Annotated in this window: 14 protein-coding genes; 7 read left to right on the forward strand and 7 right to left on the reverse strand. The window is 75.1% G+C overall.

Going from position 1 to position 15,341, the window contains the following annotated elements; genetic code table 11:
* Positions 1-41 precede the first annotated feature (41 nt).
* Positions 42-1,520 carry an insulinase family protein gene (locus ACF1AK_RS10925; RefSeq protein WP_391498445.1) on the forward strand — a complete coding sequence of 493 codons (1,479 nt, stop codon included), beginning with the start codon at positions 42-44 and terminating at the stop codon, positions 1,518-1,520.
* Between the two features lie 385 nt (positions 1,521-1,905).
* Here the strand turns inward: ACF1AK_RS10925 and ACF1AK_RS10930 are convergent, their stop codons facing one another.
* The 3 genes from ACF1AK_RS10930 to ACF1AK_RS10940 all read right to left on the reverse strand — a co-directional run bounded on the left by ACF1AK_RS10930 (position 1,906) and on the right by ACF1AK_RS10940 (position 4,819).
* Positions 1,906-3,978, reverse strand: coding sequence for a tetratricopeptide repeat protein (locus ACF1AK_RS10930; protein ID WP_391498446.1), 2,073 nt, complete (start codon positions 3,976-3,978; stop codon positions 1,906-1,908).
* Positions 3,979-4,120: 142 nt separating this feature from the next.
* A complete protein-coding gene (locus ACF1AK_RS10935) occupies positions 4,121-4,267 on the reverse strand; it encodes a hypothetical protein (protein ID WP_391498447.1) in 147 nt (48 codons plus the stop codon).
* Positions 4,268-4,372: 105 nt separating this feature from the next.
* Positions 4,373-4,819 (reverse strand): anthrone oxygenase family protein, encoded by a 447-nt coding sequence (locus ACF1AK_RS10940; protein ID WP_391498448.1) that lies wholly within the window; start codon positions 4,817-4,819, stop codon positions 4,373-4,375.
* A 92-nt stretch (positions 4,820-4,911) separates the two neighbouring features.
* Between ACF1AK_RS10940 and ACF1AK_RS10945 the strand changes: the two genes are divergently transcribed.
* The 4 genes from ACF1AK_RS10945 (at position 4,912) to ACF1AK_RS10960 (ending at position 10,251) form a co-directional block, all read left to right on the forward strand.
* Entirely contained in the window at positions 4,912-5,490 is a 579-nt protein-coding gene (locus ACF1AK_RS10945) for a TetR/AcrR family transcriptional regulator (RefSeq protein ID WP_391498449.1), read from the forward strand.
* 192 nt (positions 5,491-5,682) lie between these two features.
* Positions 5,683-6,525, forward strand: coding sequence for an alpha/beta fold hydrolase (locus tag ACF1AK_RS10950; RefSeq protein WP_391498450.1), 843 nt, complete (start codon positions 5,683-5,685; stop codon positions 6,523-6,525).
* 148 nt (positions 6,526-6,673) lie between these two features.
* Positions 6,674-9,748 (forward strand): AMP-binding protein, encoded by a 3,075-nt coding sequence (locus tag ACF1AK_RS10955; RefSeq protein WP_391498451.1) that lies wholly within the window; start codon positions 6,674-6,676, stop codon positions 9,746-9,748.
* 59 nt (positions 9,749-9,807) lie between these two features.
* On the forward strand, positions 9,808-10,251 hold the full coding sequence (locus tag ACF1AK_RS10960; RefSeq protein ID WP_391498622.1) for a DUF4259 domain-containing protein: 444 nt from the start codon (positions 9,808-9,810) through the stop codon (positions 10,249-10,251).
* A gap of 55 nt (positions 10,252-10,306) precedes the next feature.
* Here the strand turns inward: ACF1AK_RS10960 and ACF1AK_RS10965 are convergent, their stop codons facing one another.
* Positions 10,307-11,017 carry a TetR/AcrR family transcriptional regulator gene (locus tag ACF1AK_RS10965; RefSeq protein ID WP_391498452.1) on the reverse strand — a complete coding sequence of 237 codons (711 nt, stop codon included), beginning with the start codon at positions 11,015-11,017 and terminating at the stop codon, positions 10,307-10,309.
* Positions 11,018-11,152: 135 nt separating this feature from the next.
* Between ACF1AK_RS10965 and ACF1AK_RS10970 the strand changes: the two genes are divergently transcribed.
* Positions 11,153-11,854: an NAD(P)-dependent oxidoreductase gene (locus ACF1AK_RS10970; RefSeq protein WP_391498453.1), complete on the forward strand. Its 702-nt coding sequence runs from the start codon at positions 11,153-11,155 to the stop codon at positions 11,852-11,854.
* 85 nt (positions 11,855-11,939) lie between these two features.
* Here the strand turns inward: ACF1AK_RS10970 and ACF1AK_RS10975 are convergent, their stop codons facing one another.
* On the reverse strand, positions 11,940-12,305 hold the full coding sequence (locus tag ACF1AK_RS10975) for a hypothetical protein (RefSeq protein ID WP_391498454.1): 366 nt from the start codon (positions 12,303-12,305) through the stop codon (positions 11,940-11,942).
* Between the two features lie 88 nt (positions 12,306-12,393).
* Positions 12,394-13,311: an NmrA family NAD(P)-binding protein gene (locus ACF1AK_RS10980; RefSeq protein ID WP_391498455.1), complete on the reverse strand. Its 918-nt coding sequence runs from the start codon at positions 13,309-13,311 to the stop codon at positions 12,394-12,396.
* Between the two features lie 108 nt (positions 13,312-13,419).
* Here ACF1AK_RS10980 and ACF1AK_RS10985 point away from each other — a divergent pair, with 108 nt between their 5' ends.
* The gene (locus tag ACF1AK_RS10985) at positions 13,420-14,142 is read left to right on the forward strand and encodes a TetR/AcrR family transcriptional regulator (RefSeq protein ID WP_391498456.1); all 723 of its coding nucleotides are present in this window, start codon (positions 13,420-13,422) and stop codon (positions 14,140-14,142) included.
* 102 nt (positions 14,143-14,244) lie between these two features.
* Here ACF1AK_RS10985 and ACF1AK_RS10990 read toward each other — a convergent pair whose 3' ends face one another.
* Positions 14,245-14,970, reverse strand: a complete 726-nt coding sequence (locus ACF1AK_RS10990; protein WP_391498457.1) for a hypothetical protein — start codon at positions 14,968-14,970, stop codon at positions 14,245-14,247.
* Between the last annotated feature and the right edge of the window lie 371 nt (positions 14,971-15,341).

The raw sequence follows: 15,341 nt of genomic DNA on the forward strand, positions 1-15,341 counted from the left end.
GGCGGCCCGGGCCGACAAGCCGACAACTGTATGCTCACCCGGTGCACCACGACCTCATCGACGGCGTGCCCGTCATCTGGACCGAAACGCCCGGCCCCCTCGAAGCCACCCTCATGTTCGGCTGCGGGCTCCAGGACGAGACCTTCCGCACCCTCGGGGTGACGCACCTGGTCGAGCACCTCGCGATGAGCACGCTGCCCCGGCTGCACTTCGAGCACAACGCCTCGGTCAGCCTCACGCTCACCGACTTCACCTGCACCGGCCGCCCGGAACAGGTCGTCGACTTCCTCGCCCGCGTCTGCGCCGCCCTCACCGACCTGCCCCTGGAGCGGATCGAGAAGGAGGCCGGAGTGCTGGCCGCCGAGGGCAGCGGCGCGGCCGACCCGGTCACCGCCGAACTGCTGTCGATCCGGTACGGCACCCAGGGCCTCGGCCTGGCCTCCTTCAACGGCCCCGGCGCCGACCGCATCCCGCTGGACGCCGTCCGGGACACCGTCGCCCGCCACTTCCACACCGGCAACGCCGTCCTCGCCCTCACCGGCCCGCCGCCGCAGGACCTCCGCCTGCCGCTCGCCCCCGGCCCCCGCACCACCCGCACCCCGCACCCCGCCCCGCGCACCACCCGCTCGTCCTGGCACCGGGCCGACGTGCCCGGCCCCGGCCTGCTGCTCTCCTGCGACCTCGACGACCAGACGATGCTGCTCGCCGCCCACGTGCTCAGCCAGCGGCTGACCGACACCGTCCGCCACGAGCACGGCCTCAGCTACGACGTCGGCGGCAGCGCCGTCTTCGTCGGCCCCGGCCGCGGCGAGCGCAGCATCCAGCTCGACGTCCGCGAGGGCCAGGAGAAGCGGGTCGCCGAACTGCTCTGGCAGGAGGCCCTGCGCCTCGCCACCGAGGAGCCCACCGAGGCCGAACTCGCCGAGGAGCGCGAGGGCGCCCGGGAGTTCCTGACCGACCCGCGCACCGCCGACCTGGAGGTCGTCGAACGCGCGGCCGACCTGCTGCTCGGCGAGACCCACCTGGACGCGCAGACCAGGCTCGCCCTCCAGGCCGAGGTGACCCCGGCCCAGGTGCGGGAGGCGTTCGCGGCGGCGATGGAGACGGCGCTGCTGCTGGTGCCGTGCGAGGTCGAGCACCTGCTCCTCGGCCGGCCCGACGGATCGGCACTGCCCGCCGGCGGCTGCTCCGAGCGCAGCAGCCTGCCCGCCGGGGCGCAGTACCGGCCGCCGCTGCTCGCCCGGGCCCGGTCCGGCGCTGCGCGCAAGGTCCGGCTGGTGGTGAACGCCGACGGTGCGTGGTGGCAGGACGAGGAGGGCCGGATCCACGGCTTCCCGTACACCGAGGTGGTCGGCGTCGAGGTCCACGAGGGCGGCCGCGTCCTCCAGGGCCTCGGCAACTGCTTCGTCCCGGTCGCCCCGCAACTCTTCTCCGGCCTCGGCCCGGCCATCGCCGCCATCGACGCCGCCGTCCCGGAGACCCTGCGCTACCCGGTCTCGGCCCTGCGCGCCACGGGGTGACCGCGGTGCGTCCGGCCTGCCGGCCCGTCCGGCAGGCCGGACGGCAGCCCGTCAGGCTGCCGCGGACCGGTCACCGGCGTCCGGACGCTCGAACTGCCCGTCACCCGGCTGTCGAGGAGACCGCCGGACCGGGCCGTCCGGGCGCGCGTCGTGCGCTGTCCGAACCGCAGGGCCGGGGAGACAGGGCGGATCGAGCTCAGGAGCAGGTCCGGCGCGGCGCCCGAGGTCCGGTGGACGGCCGGGCGACCGCAGTACCTGGACCTGCGCGACGTCTTCGCGAGCTCCGAGTGGCCGGAGCGGGGGTTCGTCGTGCGGAACCGGCTGGGAAGGATCACCCACGAGCTGCCGCGACGGGCCGGTTGACGCGCGGGCGGCCTTCCGCCCGTCAGCTCGGACCGGCGGGGACCGAGGAGCCCCGGCCGTGCGGGGCCGGCTCCAGTTCCCGGAGCAGTTCGGCGCGCAGGTCGGGGTCGGGGCCGGCGGCCAGGGCGCGGGTGAAGTCCGCGGTGGCGGCGGGCTCGTCGCCGAGGCTGCGGTGGGCCAGGCCGCGGTTGTAGAGGGCCAGGGGATCGGGGTCCAGGGCGATGGCGCGGGTGAGGTCGGCGACGGCGCCGTGGACGTCGCCCCGGTCGAAGCGGACCGTCGCGCGGTTGACCCAGGCGGCCGGCAGGTCGGGAGCGTGCTCGACGGCCCGGGTGAGCAGGGCCTCGGCCTCGGGGAGGCGGCCGCGTTCGGATTCGACCACCCCGAGCACGCAGAGCAGGTGCGGCTGGCCGGGGGAGAGGTCCAGGCCCGCGAGCGCGTCGCGTTCGGCGAGGTCGGGCCGGCCGTCGTCCAGGTGCAGTCCGGCCCGGTTGACCAGGGCATCGAGGTGGTCGGGGGCGATCAGGAGGGCCCGGTCGAGGTCGGCCAGGGCCGCCTCCGGACGGCCCAGGTCGGTGTGGGTCCCGGCGCGGTTGTAGTACGCCTCGGGCAGGTGCGGGCCGAGGCGGATCGCGGTGCCGTAGTCGGCGATCGCCTCCGCCGGGCGCCCGGCGGCCCGGTGGAGGGCCGCCCGGTCGACGTAGTACTCCGCGTTCTGCGGGTCCTGCTCGATCACCGCGTCGAGGTCGGCGAGCGCGCGGGCCGGGTCGCCCAGCGCGAGGTGCAGCTGGGCGCGGTTGTGCACCAACCGGGCGCGGTCCCGGGGGCGTTCGCCGGGCGCCAGGGTCTCGGCGAGCCGGGCGATGCCGTCCTCGACCGTCCGCAGCGCCGCCGCGTGGTCGCCGGCGCGGCTGTCCAGCAGGGCCAGGCCCTGGCGGTGGAAGACGGTGGTGACGGTGCGTTCGCGCGGGTCCTCGATCCGCTCGGCGAGTGCCAGGGCGCGCTCCAGCCAGCTGCGGGCGGCGGTGAGGTCCCGGGCGTTCGCCGGCAGGTGGCGGGCGTGGAGCATGGCGGTGGAGTAGGCCGCGGAGAGGTGGATCCTCGGCTCGTCGGTGACCTGCCGGGCGTGGTCGTAGAGGGCGAGCGCCTCGGCCGGGCGGTCCAGGGCGGTCAGCGCGGTGGCCAGCGCGGTGGTGAAGGCCCACCAGTTGCGGGTGTCGCCGGTCGGGGTCACCAGCGGCAGGCCGCGTCCGGCGAGGCGGACGGCGTGCTCGTAGAAGCCGCTGTTCAGTGCGAGGCCGAGGGCGGTGCGCAGCGCGTCGACCCCGTCGGTGGCGGGGCGGGTGCCGCGTTCGCGGTGGTAGGGGATCGCGCCCAGCTGCCAGGACCACTCGCCGGTCGCGGCCAGTTCGTCGGCGCGCTCGTCGTGCCAGGCGGGGTGGCGGTGGTCGGGGTCGTGGTGGTCGGGGCCGTGGTGGGCTGCCGCGTGGTTCCCGGTGGCCGGCCGGGGCGGTGGTGGGGCGGCGGGGTCGGTGGCGGGGGCGGTGCCGGGTCGCGCGGCCGTCAGGGGCCGGGCGTACTCGGCGACGGTGGCCGCGAGTGCGTCCGGCAGTGCGGCGCCACCGACGTACAGCCTCAGCCGGGCGGGGTCCACGCGTCGCAGCAGGACGTCGACGAGCTCGACGGTGGTGGCGTCCGCCTCGTCCAGCCGGTCGAGCACGACGGCGGCCGGCGTCCGTGGGCCCTGCGACCAGGCGGCCACGAACTCGCCTACGCCGTGGGCGAGGTGGCGGGTGCGCCGGGCCGGGTGGAACCTGATCTGCACGTCCGCGACGTCCAGCGCCGCGACGGCCTCGGTCGCCCAGGGCATCGCGGGCTGCAAGTCCCGCACCACGCAGAGGAGTTCGACCTGATGGCGGTCAACCAGCGGGGTGTGCCCCTGGTCGAGGACGAGGCGGCGGACGAACTCGCCGACCCCGCCGTAGGGGCCGCGTTGCCAGACCCGGCAGTCGAAGGAGCCCAGGAGCCCTTCGGCTCCGGCGGCCGCCGTGCGGCGGTCCCGGGGCAGTGGTGCCTCCAGCCAGACGTGCCGCATGGTCGACTCATCTCCTCATCGTGCCGGCGGGCCCCGCCGTGGGCTGTCGTTCCGCCGGCCGGGGCCCCGGCCGGCCCGGTGGCGCGCCAGGGCTCTTGGAGCGTCCTGGCGCGCCACCGGTGTCAGCGCTGCGCCGGAGCTCCTACCAGCACCACTCGAACCAGAGCCGGCGGGCGTTGCCGGTCAGGGTGACGGTGCCGGACTTACGGATCGTCATCTTCCGCATGTCTGTCTCCTTCGGTGTACGTGGGGGAACGGTCGGCCGGGAGTTGCGGTGACCAAGGCCCATGGTGGTGATAATTCGTATGAACTGTCAAGGAATTGGAAACTCCGCTAAGCGGCCCGGGGTGGCCGCTTCCGGCCGCCCCGGGTGGCGCCGGCCGCGGGCCAGGGTTCAGGCGAGGGCGGTGACCAGCAGGGCGAAGGCGGCGACGATGACGGCGACGCGGGCGTAGTGGTAGCGGTCCCACCGGTTCATCTGCCGCCTCCAGTCGGCGGGCCGGTCCTCGGGGGTCCACGTCTTGCCCCGGTCGTTGATGGGCACGAGGAGCAGGATCGACATGATCACGCTGAGGAGGAGCAGCGCGCCGGAGGTGGCGACGAGGCCGGTGTCGTGGTGGTGCCGTCCGGTGATGGCCCAGGCCGTGACGAGGGCGAGCGAGCCGATGTACCAGACCGGCATCACGGCGCCGAGCATCCGGCCTCCGTGGGCGCGACCGCGCAGGGTGCTGTCGTCCGGGAGGGCGTTGAGGATCGGGTTGATGACGAAGGCGACGGAGAACTCCACCCCCACCATCACGCCGACGACCACGGTGGTGCAGACCGCAAGTGCGTTGAACATGATGACCCCTTCCGGGATCTAGCGCCGCTAGATGTCACTGCCGATGCTAGTTCTACTGTCGCTCGATTGTCTAGCGATGCTAGGATCGAGTCATGTCGGTACAACAGCGCAAAGAACGCGAACGGATGGACCGCGAGCGCCTCATCGTGGCCACGGCCCGTGAACTCGCCGAGCAGCAGGGCTGGGATGCCGTCACCACCCGGCGGCTCGCCGAACGCATCGAATACAGCCAGCCCGTCCTCTACAGCCACTTCCGCGGCAAGCGCGAGATCATCGGCGCCGTCGCCCTCGAAGGCGCCGCCGAGATGGCCGTGCTGCTGCGGGCCGCGGCCTCCGCCGCGGACGGCCCGCGCGCCCGGGTCACCGCCCTCGCCCGCGGCTACCTCGACTACGCCGCACGCAACCCGGCGGTCTACGACGCCATGTTCCAGCTCGACGGCGGACTGGCGTTCGCGCAGGAGGACACCCCGGAGCCCCTGAAGGACGCCTTCGCCGCCCTGCTGGAGAACCTCGGGGAGGTCGCCGGCGACGGTGTCCACCCCGGGCTGTTCACCGAGCTGTTCTGGTCGGCCCTGCACGGGCTGGCAACCCTGACCAGGGCGGGAAGGCTGCCGCCGGAGCACACCGAGGGGCGGGTGGACCTGCTGGTGGACCGCCTCGCCGTGCTCTGACGCCCGCGGGCGTTCCTGACGTCCGTGCAGGAGGCCGGACCGGAGGGCTCGCAACCGCCCGCCGCACCGACACCGCCGTCCGCCCCGGACTCCGCCGGGCACGCCCCGCTTTCCCCACCGCACCGACGCTGCGCGGAGTAGGGTCGGTGGCGACCGCCACGCACCTGACCTACGACGTCTTCCGGTGAGCCGATGACCACTGTCAACGTCCATGGGACCGCCCTGGGCATCGAGTCGTTCGGGGACGACGACGCGCCGCTCGTCCTCCTCGCGGGCGGGACGACGATGCTCTCCTGGCCCGATGCCCTGTGCGAACGCCTGGCCGCCGGCGGGCGCCGGGTGGTGCGCTACGACCTGCGCGACAGCGGCGAGTCGACGACGGGGGATCCGCAGGCGCCCGCCTACACCCTGCGCGACCTCGCCGCCGACGCGGCGGCCCTCGTCGGCGCGCTCGGCGGGGGACCCGCGCATCTCGCGGGGATCGGCGTCGGCGGGATGGTCGCCCAGGTGGCCGCGCTCGACCACCCGGGGGCGTTCTCGGCGCTCACCCTGGTCGGCACCCGCGCGGTCGCCCCCGGCCCGGTCGACGACGACCTGCCGGACCACGACGGGGCGGTGATGGGCCGGCTGTTCGCGCGACCGCTGCCCGACTGGGCGGACCGGGAGGCGGTCGCGGAGTTCGCCGCCGCCGGCGCGGAGATCCTCGGCGACGACCCCGCCGCCGCCCGCGCCCTCGCCGCGCGCATCTGGGACCGCACGCCCGGCACCGCGGCCCCGGTCCAGCTGGCCAACCAGCTGGGTCTGGTGTTCGCCGGGCTCGACTGCGCACCCCGCTGGCGCGAGCGCCTGGCCGGGATCGAGATCCCCGCCCTGGTCGTCCACGGCCGCCGCAACCGGTTCTTCCCCGTCGGCAACGCCGAGGCCATCGCGCGCGAGATCCCCGGTGCGCGACTGCTCATCCTCGAAGAGGCCGCGACCGCGATCCCCGACGCGGCGGCCGGCGAGGTCGCAGGGGCGATGCTCGCGCTCGGATAGCGGACGCCGGGTTCGGCGGGCGGACGGCTCTGGCGGGTGATGGCACCGAGCCGCTACGGTCTGGACCAGCCACCCGTCCTGGCCTCTACCGGGAGTCGACATCAGCACCCGAACCACCGTCAGCGCCGTTCGCTCCACCGACGTTTCGGTGCCCGACGCCGCCACCGCGCTCACCCTGCCCGATCTGCTCGACGACCGGGCGCGGCGGCACCCCGACCGGCCCGCACTGCTGGTCCCGGGCCGTCCGGCGCTCGACTACCGGAGCTGGCGCGAACGGGCGGTGCGCGCCGCCCACGGACTGGCGCGCGCCGGGGTGCGGCCGGGGGACCGGGTGCTGCTGCTCTTCCCCAACCGGGCCTGGGACGACTACGCGGTGGCCTTCCTGGCCGCGCACTACGCGGGCGCGGCGGGCGTCGTCGCCCGCGAGGACCTGAGCGCCGAGGACACCGCCCGGCTGGCGGGCGACAGCGCGGCGGCGCTCGCGGTCGCCCGCTCGGCCGAGGACGAGCGCGCCACCGCCGCCGGCCTGCGCTGTCTGCGCCTCGCCGACCTGGAGGAGGGCGGCGCGGGCGACGACCGGCCGCCGCACCGCCCCGGCCCCGGCGACCTCGCCCAGGTCATCGGCACCTCCGGCACCACCGGCGCGCCCAAGGGCGTGCACGCCGCCCACGCCAGCCTCACCGCCGGCCAGCGGCTCGACCCGCGCCCGCGCCCCTACGCCCACTCCGCACACGTGGTGCACGCCTTCCCGATCGGCACCAACGCCGCCCAGGTCGTCCTGGTCAACGCCCTGGTCGCCGCGCCCGCCACGATCTGCCTGCCGCGCTTCGACGCCGAGGAGTTCGGCGCGGCCGTCGCCGAACACCGCGCGGGCACCGTCTTCCTGGTGCCGTCGATGGCCGTCGAACTGCTCAACTCCGGCGCCGCGACGCGCCACGACCTCAGCAGCGTGCTGCTGATCAGCTCCTCCGCCGCCGCCCTGCCCGCCCCCGTCGCCACCGCCCTGCGCGCGGCCCTGCCCACCGCGACCCTGGTCAACACCTACACCTCCGCCGAGGCGTCCCCCGCCCAGATATCCGCCGTCGTCGACGCCCGCCGCCCCGGCTCCGTCGGCCGCCCCGCCAACCCCGCCGACCTGCGGCTGCTCGGCGAGGACGGCCGGCCCGTCGAACCGGGCGCCGTCGGCGAGGTCTGGCTGCGCCAGCCCGGCCCGCCGCGCGGCTACACCGCCGGGGCCGACGCCTCGGCCGCCGTCTTCCGGGACGGCTGGGTGCGGATGGGCGACCTCGGCCGGCTCGACGCCGACGGCTACCTGTACCTGGTCGACCGGGAGAGCGACGTCATCAAGTCCGGCGCCCTCAAGGTCTCCACGCTGCGCATCGAGGACGTCCTGCACGCCCACCCGCGGGTCGCCGACGCCGCCGCGCTCGGCCTGCCGCACCCCGTGATGGGCGCCGTGCCGGTGGCCGCCGTGGTGCCCGCCGCCGACGGCCTGGACCTCGACGAGCTGCGGCTCTTCCTGGCCGCCCGGCTCGGCCGGGCCGAACTGCCGGTCCGCATCCTGGTCACCGACCGGCTGCCCCGCAACCCCAGCGGCAAGGTCGTCAAGCACGAGCTGCGCGCCCGCTTCGACGCCCCCGCCGACGACACGGCCGGCACCCCGCCCGCCACCGAGGACGAACGCGCCCTCGCCGCCGTCTGGCGCAGGATCCTCGGCCGGCCCGTCGCCGCCGTCGAGGACGAGTTCTTCGCGCTCGGCGGCGACTCCTTCCGCGCCGTCCAGCTCGCCGCCGCCGTCTCCGCTGAGTTCGGCGTCACCGCCAGTACCGCGCTCGTCTTCGAACGCCCCTCGCTGCGCGCCCAGGCCGCCTGGCTCGCCGACGCCCCGAGGAACGGCGACGGCCCGGCCCCGGTGGACGACTCCGAGCTGTCCCCGTTCCTGCGCGAACTGCGCGCCCAGCCGCACGACGTCCCGCTCACCTCCCAGCAGGAGAACTTCCTGCGCTGGATGGCCGAGGCCGAGGGCCGCAACGTCGGCTCGGTCGCCGTCATGTTCCGCGTCACCGAGGAACTGCGCCCCGGCCTGCTGGCCGAGGCCCTGACCGAGGCGGTCCGCCGCCACCCGGCGCTGCGCACCCGCTTCGTGCCGGTGCCCGGCGCCGCGCCCGGGATCCGGCGCGCCGTGCTCGACGCCGAGCCGGAGATCGAGGCCGTCCTGGTCGACGCCCCGGGGGAGAGCGACGACGAGGTGTCGGCCCGGCTGATCGCCGTCCGGGACCGGCTCACCGACGTCGGCGAGGGCCCGATGACCGGCCTCGCCGTGGTCAGCCGGGGCCCCGAGGACCACGCCGTCCTGCTCGCCGTCCACCACATCGTCGGTGACGGCTGGTCGGTCGGCGTGCTGCTGCGCGACCTCGGCGTCATCTACTCGGCGCTGCGCCGCGGCCGCCCCGCGCCCCCGCCCCGGCCGATGCCGACGCTCGGCGAGCTGGTCACCCGCGCCAACGCCCACTGGCCGGTCTCCCGCGCCCACTTCGCCCGCGCCCTGGCCGGCGCGCCCGAGGCCGTGCACCCGTTCCCCGGGCGCGCCGACACCGAGACGGTCCTCAGCGCCGCCCACCGCCTCACCGTCCCCGCCGACCGCGCCGCCGCGCTGCGCGAACGGGCCGCCGAGGCCGGGGCCACCCCCTTCCAGGCCCTCGCCACCGTCTGGCTGGGCCTGCTGGCGGAGCGCAGCGGCCAGGACGACCTCGTCCTGATGACCCCGGTTCCCGGCCGCACCACGCCCGAGGCCGAACAGGCCGTCGGCTGCTTCGTGCAGTCGCTGCTGCTGCGGGTCGACGCCTCGGGCGCGCCCGGTTTCGCCGAACTCCTCGCCCGGGTGCGCGACACCGCCACCGCGGCACTGGACCACCAGCTGTACCCCTTCGCGGAGTTCAGCCCGCTGGTGCCGTTCGCCGCCTGGCTGCGCTACGAGAGCTGGAACGCCCCCGCCCAGCTCCCCGGCCTCAGCTGCACGGCCTGGGAGGTGCCGCGCAGCGCCACCGTGCCCTACCCGCTGCCCGGCGGCGACCGGCACGTCCCCGAACTGGCCGCCACCGAACAGCCGGACGGCTCCCTGGTCTGCTGGCTGCGCTACAACGAGCACGCCTTCACCCCGGCCGCCGTCGAGTCGCTGGCCGCCGCCCTGGAGGCTCGCGTCACCGAGGCGGCCGGCGGCTGAGCGTGCGTCTGTCAGTGGCCGATGCCATGATCCCCATGACCCGACCGAAGGAGATCATCATGGGTACCTGGGACATCGGCCACTTCGACAACGACACCGCCGCCGACTTCTCCGGCACGCTCGACGAGGCGGCCCTGGAGGAGCGGGAGGGCCTGGTCCGCCGCGTCCTGACCGTCGTCGCCGACACCGGGGCCGAGGACTACCTCGACAGCGACGAGGCGGCGGAGGCCCTGGCCGCCGCCGCCCTCGTCGCCGCCCAGTGCCCCGGCGGCGAGCCGGTCACCACCGCCTACGGCCCCGACGAGCCGCTCCCGACGTTCCCCGCCGACCTCCGCCCGCTGGCCGTGGAGGCCCTGGACCGGATAGTCGCCGATGAGTCCGAACTCGCCGAACTCTGGGACGAGACCGAGGAGAGCGCGGCCTGGCGCCGCGCCGTCAAGGACCTCCGCGCCGTCCTCGCCCCCGAGCCGGAGCCCGACACGGAGCCGCTGTTCGACCTCTAATGCCCGCCGTTCCCGCCCGGCTCCGGCGCGAGATCGCGAGGTGGCACCGGAGCACCTAGGCGTCGAGACCCGCCGATCCGACCACATGGGTGAGTTCGGCGTGGAAGAGCTTGTCGGGCGAGAGTGTCTGGGCGCGCAGGTGGCCGTAGATCTCCAGCGCGACCAGGCCGTGCAGGTGCCCCCAGATCCGCAGGGCCAGGGCCACTCCGGCCGGCGGTAGCGCGGGGAACGCCGGGCGGACCTTGTCGAGCAGGCCGGGGTCGAAGTCGTCCCAGTCGAAGTCGACGTCCCCGTACGCCTGTTCGGCGCCGCCCCAGGCCACGTCCGCCAGCGCGGCGATGCCGACGCAGACCCGCCGGGCGGCGTCCGGCGCGGCGCCGCCGGCGGGGGCCTGGTAGCCGGGGACGGGGTCGCCGTAGATCAGCCGGAAGCCCTCGGGGTTGGCCAGCGCCCAGTCGCGGAAGGCGTGCGCCCAGGCGTGTATCCGCTGCGCCGGCGCGTCCTGCGCGGAGGCGGCCCAGGCTGCGTCGACGGCGTCGGCGAGCGCCGTGTAGACGTCCGAGATGAGGGCGGTGACCAGGTCGTCGCGGGTGGCGAAGTAACCGTAGATGGCGTTGGCGGTCATGCCCATCTCACGGGCGATCGCCCGCAGCGTGATCGCGTCGGGGCCGCCCGAGCCCATCAACTCCAGTGCGGTGCGCTTGATCTCGGCGGTCGTCTCGATCCGCAGTCGCTCGCGTCGTCCGGTGCTTCGGGTGCCTGTCACGGGCTCACTCTACAGCGTCACCGCAAGGATTGCCGTGAAGAAACTTCACGCCGTATAGTTTTTGCGCGGCGTGAGGTCACCCGGCCATGCGTCGCCGCATCCAGCATGACCACGGCATGAAGCAAGGGGAGAATCATGCACATCGGCGTCATCGGAGCCACCGGCACCATCGGCAGCCGGGTCGTCACCGAGGCCCTTCGGCGCGGACACCGCGTCACGGCGTTCAGCCGGGACGTCTCCGCGATCACCGACCAGCGGGAGAACCTCGGCTGGGCGAGCGTCGACGTCCTGGACGCCGCGAGCGTCGCCGCCGTCCTGCCCGGCCTGGACGTCCTGGTCAGCGGCTTCCAGCCCGGGAACGCGGCGAAGGACTTCGCCGACACCGTCCAGCGTTCGATCGCGGACCCCACCGTCTACGCGGCGGCCGCCCGGGCGCTGCTCAAGGCCCTGGAGAGCCACCCCCGCACCCGGCTGATCGTCATCGGCGGCGCGGGCAGCCTGGAGATCGAACCGGGCGTCGTCCGCGCCGACCACGAGGAACTCGTCCACGCGTCCCTCGACGACCTCGGACTGCCCCGTCAGTACGCCGCGGCCGTACGCGGCCACCGGGAGGCGCTGAACGTCCTGCGCACCTCGAACCGGCTCTGGACCTACTTCAGCCCCGCCGAGCAGATCGCCCCCGGCGAGCGCACCGGTCGCTTCCGCGTCGGCGGCGACCAGCCCGTACTGGACGCCGACGGCCTGAGCCGGATCTCGGTCGAGGACGCCGCGGTCGCCCTGGTGGACGAGGCGGAGCTGCCCCGCTTCGTCCAACGCCGCTTCACCGTCGGCTACTGACCAGGCTGTCGGCCCGGCGTCCGCAGGCCGGATCGGGCCGTCCTCACGGCCCGATCCGGCGAGACCGCTGGACCGTCGAGGCCGGCTAGAGCGAGGCCAGCCAGTCCTCCTCCAGGCCATCGAGAACGAACCCGTTCGCGAACTGCACCTTGTACGTGGTCCGGGCGCCGGCCGCGGTGCCGTGCAGGCTCATCCTGACCACCTGCTGACGGAGGTCGTCGACCAGGCCGGCCGCGAAGCTCGGGAGCTGGCCGCCGCGGAGCTGCTGGTCGAAGGCCGCGAGGTGATCCTGGGCAGCACCGGCGCTGCCCTGTGTGACGCCCGTGACGATGCCCGCCAGCCCCTCGGCCAGGAAGAGCGCTCCGGAAAATCCTCCTCCGGCCGCCGTGCCGTGCGCGGTGACCTGCACCTCCCTGGTCAACCTCACTCGCGAGCCGGTGTCGTACGGCATGGCGGTACCCCCCTGGTTCGATCCTGCCCCGACCAGGGCGAGCGTAGTCGAGAGGCCTGCGGGGCGCCGAGGCCAGGGGGCGGCGCGGCTACGGGGCGCCGAGCAGCTGGGCGCGCAGGGCCGCGGCGCCGCCCTCCGCGAGCCAGTCCGTCAGGGTGCGCAGTCCGGGGTGGATCACCCGCAGCGCCTCGATGTCGGCGCGCCAGCGGTGGCCGTCGTCCCACTGCTGCCGGACTTCGGCGAACTCCGGGTTCAGCGCCGCCGCCTGGTCGTGGGTCACCTGCTCGTAGCGCACCACCGTTCCGGTCGCGGCGCTGATCGCGGCAGCCGCCTCGACCGGGGTCGGGTCGTCACCGGCCAGCTCCAGGGTCCGTCCGGCGAACCGCTCCGGCTGCTCGAAGGCCAGGGCCGCGAACTCGGCGATGTCCTCCAGCGCGATGACCTGGAGCGGCGCGTCCGGGGTGAACAGGTGCCGGTGGACGCCGTCCACGATCCCGTCCAGGCCGATGCCGTTCGTCCCGAGGTAGTTCGTCATGAACCGCACCGGGCGCAGCACGGTCACCAGCGGGAACCAGTCGTGCAGGTACTGTTCGAGGCGCCGCTTTCCCGGGGCCGCGAACGCCCGGCCGGTGGTCGAGGCGACGCCGGTGAACACCACCTGGCGGATCCCCGCGGCGGCTGCCGCGTCGGCCAGGGCCCGGCCCCGGGTGAACTCCAACTCCGGGTCGCTGCCCGTCGGTCCGTAGGCGACCGGCGGCACGGCGAACAGGGCCGTGGCGTCGGCCAGCGCCGGTCCGAGGCTCGCCGGGTCGTCGAAGTCCGCGACGGCCAGCTCGGCCCCGGCGGCCGCGAGGGCCGCGGCGGCGGGGGTGGTCGTGTCCCGGACCAGCGCGCGCACGCGCCGGCCGCCGGCCAGCAGCCGTCGTGCCGTCGCACCGCCCTGCTTGCCGGTGGCGCCGGTCACGGCGATGGTCGCGGACCAGGCGGTGTCCTTGCCGATGGTCATGATCGTTCCTCCTTCTCCCGGGGCCGGGGGCTTCGGACTGCTGCGGTGGACCCGGGGTATCTGGAACACTGCAACCCGGTTGAGTCGAGGCACAAGGGGTTTCGTGACATGACGACAGCGATCGCCGGAGACCGGGCCGACGCCCGCCGCAACCGGGAGAGGGTGCTGGCCGCCGCCGCCGACGCGATGGCGGACCAGGGGCTCGACGTCCCGCTCGGCGAGATCGCGCGCCGGGCGGGCGTCGGCGCCGGCACCGTGTACCGGCACTTCCCGAGCAAGCAGGCCCTCCTGGAGGCGGTGTTCGCCCGGCATCTGGAGGACCTGATCGCCTCCGGGGAGCGCCGGGCCGCCCGGTACGCGCCCACCGAGGCCTTCTTCGGGTTCCTGCTGGACATCGTCGAACTCTCCAGCAGGCGCGGGCACATCTGCGACGTGGTGACCGCCGACACCAGCTGGCCGCGCCCGGTGCTCACGGCCTCCCGGCTGCGCTTCCGCCAGGTGCTGGCCGCGCTCCTCCACGCCGCGCAGCGGGCCGGGGGCGTCCGCCCCGACGTCGACCCCGAGGACGTCCTCGCCCTCACCGCCGGATGCGTCTCGACGCTCACCGCCCGCCACGACCGCCCGGCCGGCCTCAAACTCGTCCACCTCACCCTGGACGGGCTGCGCCCCTGCACTCCCGTCACGAAAGCGCGCCCGTTCCGTGACGACCCGCAGGCCCCGTGCTGCGCGGAGTGCGGGACCGGGCTCACCGCCCGCCCCACCGGCCGTCCGATCCGCTACTGCGGCCCGACCTGCCGCCAACGCGCCCACCGCCGCCGCCTCGCGGGCTGAGCCCCGGCCGGACGGGCTGCTCCGCCGGGTGCGGCCGGGGGCGCTCCGGGCGCAGGCCGATCTGGACCGGGCGGGCGTCCCTGGCGGACCTGGACGAGGTGATCAGCGAGAACGGCGGGCCGTGGGCGCCGGCCCGGCGGCCAGGGGAAGGGGATCGCGCAGCCGGGCCGTGGAGCGCCGGTACGCCCGGGCCTCGGGGGTGGCGGCGTCGACGGCGGCGAGGCGGTCGGGGAACAGCACTCCTCCGGCGTGGAGCCGGGCGTGCGCCCCGAACCGGTTGCCGTGCAGCCGCCCGGTGAGCAGCCGGCCCCGGGCGCCGGGGACCGGCCTGGACCGGCCGGACGCCACCGGAGCGCGGTTGGCCTGGAACCAGATCTCCCGCCGGTTGCCGAACAGCACGATGCTCTCGCGCAGATCGCGCACATCGGTGTACACGTTGAAGTCCCAGTCACCCGGTGCGCCGCCCGAGCCGTACCGGCCGCGGAGGTGGTGCAGGAACCGCGGCAGCGCGATGCGGGCGCCGAACGGGATCACCGCGTCGGCGTAGGGCTCACCGGCGAGGAAGTGGATCCTGAACTCCAGGCCGTACGGCCGCCCGTGGACCTTCCTCCGGACGAAGAGCGAGAACGTGTCCGCGTCGTCGCGGCTGGAGCGGTTCTCGGCGCGGACGTGCCGGCTCAGGTGCCCGAACGACAGCGCCTCCGGACCGGGCAGGAGGCCGGGGATCCGCTCGACCGAGCCGTGCAGCAGGTAGAGGCACATCAGGTCCACCGGATGGGTGTCATGGGCCAGCCGCGTGAGGAGGCCGTCGGAGAAGCAGTCCCGCACAGGTGTCTCCAGTCGTCGAGCCGTCCCAGCCGTCCCAGCCGCCCCGCCCCGCGCCGGATCGCCGGAGCGGGCGCCGGAGCGGGCGCCGCTGCGGGGCGCGGGTACGGGGTCAATCTACGGGAGCGGGGCGAGGAGCCGCGCGCTTGACCTCAACCGCGGTTGACCTTGCGGGCTCGGGGTGTTCGCACTCACGCACAGGCAGGGGGCAGGCGGCATGCGCGCCGTACAGGTACACCGCTTCGGGGGGCCCGGCGAACTGGTCCTGGGGAGGTCCCGGATCCGACGGCCGGCCCGGGACAGGTCGTCGTGGAGGTGGCCGTCCGGCGGGCCGGCAGACGCCTGCGGTCGAGGTCGGGCGACTCGAAGAAGCC

The sequence above is a fragment of the Kitasatospora sp. NPDC015120 genome (assembly GCF_043080305.1).
GTDB lineage: Bacteria > Actinomycetota > Actinomycetes > Streptomycetales > Streptomycetaceae > Kitasatospora.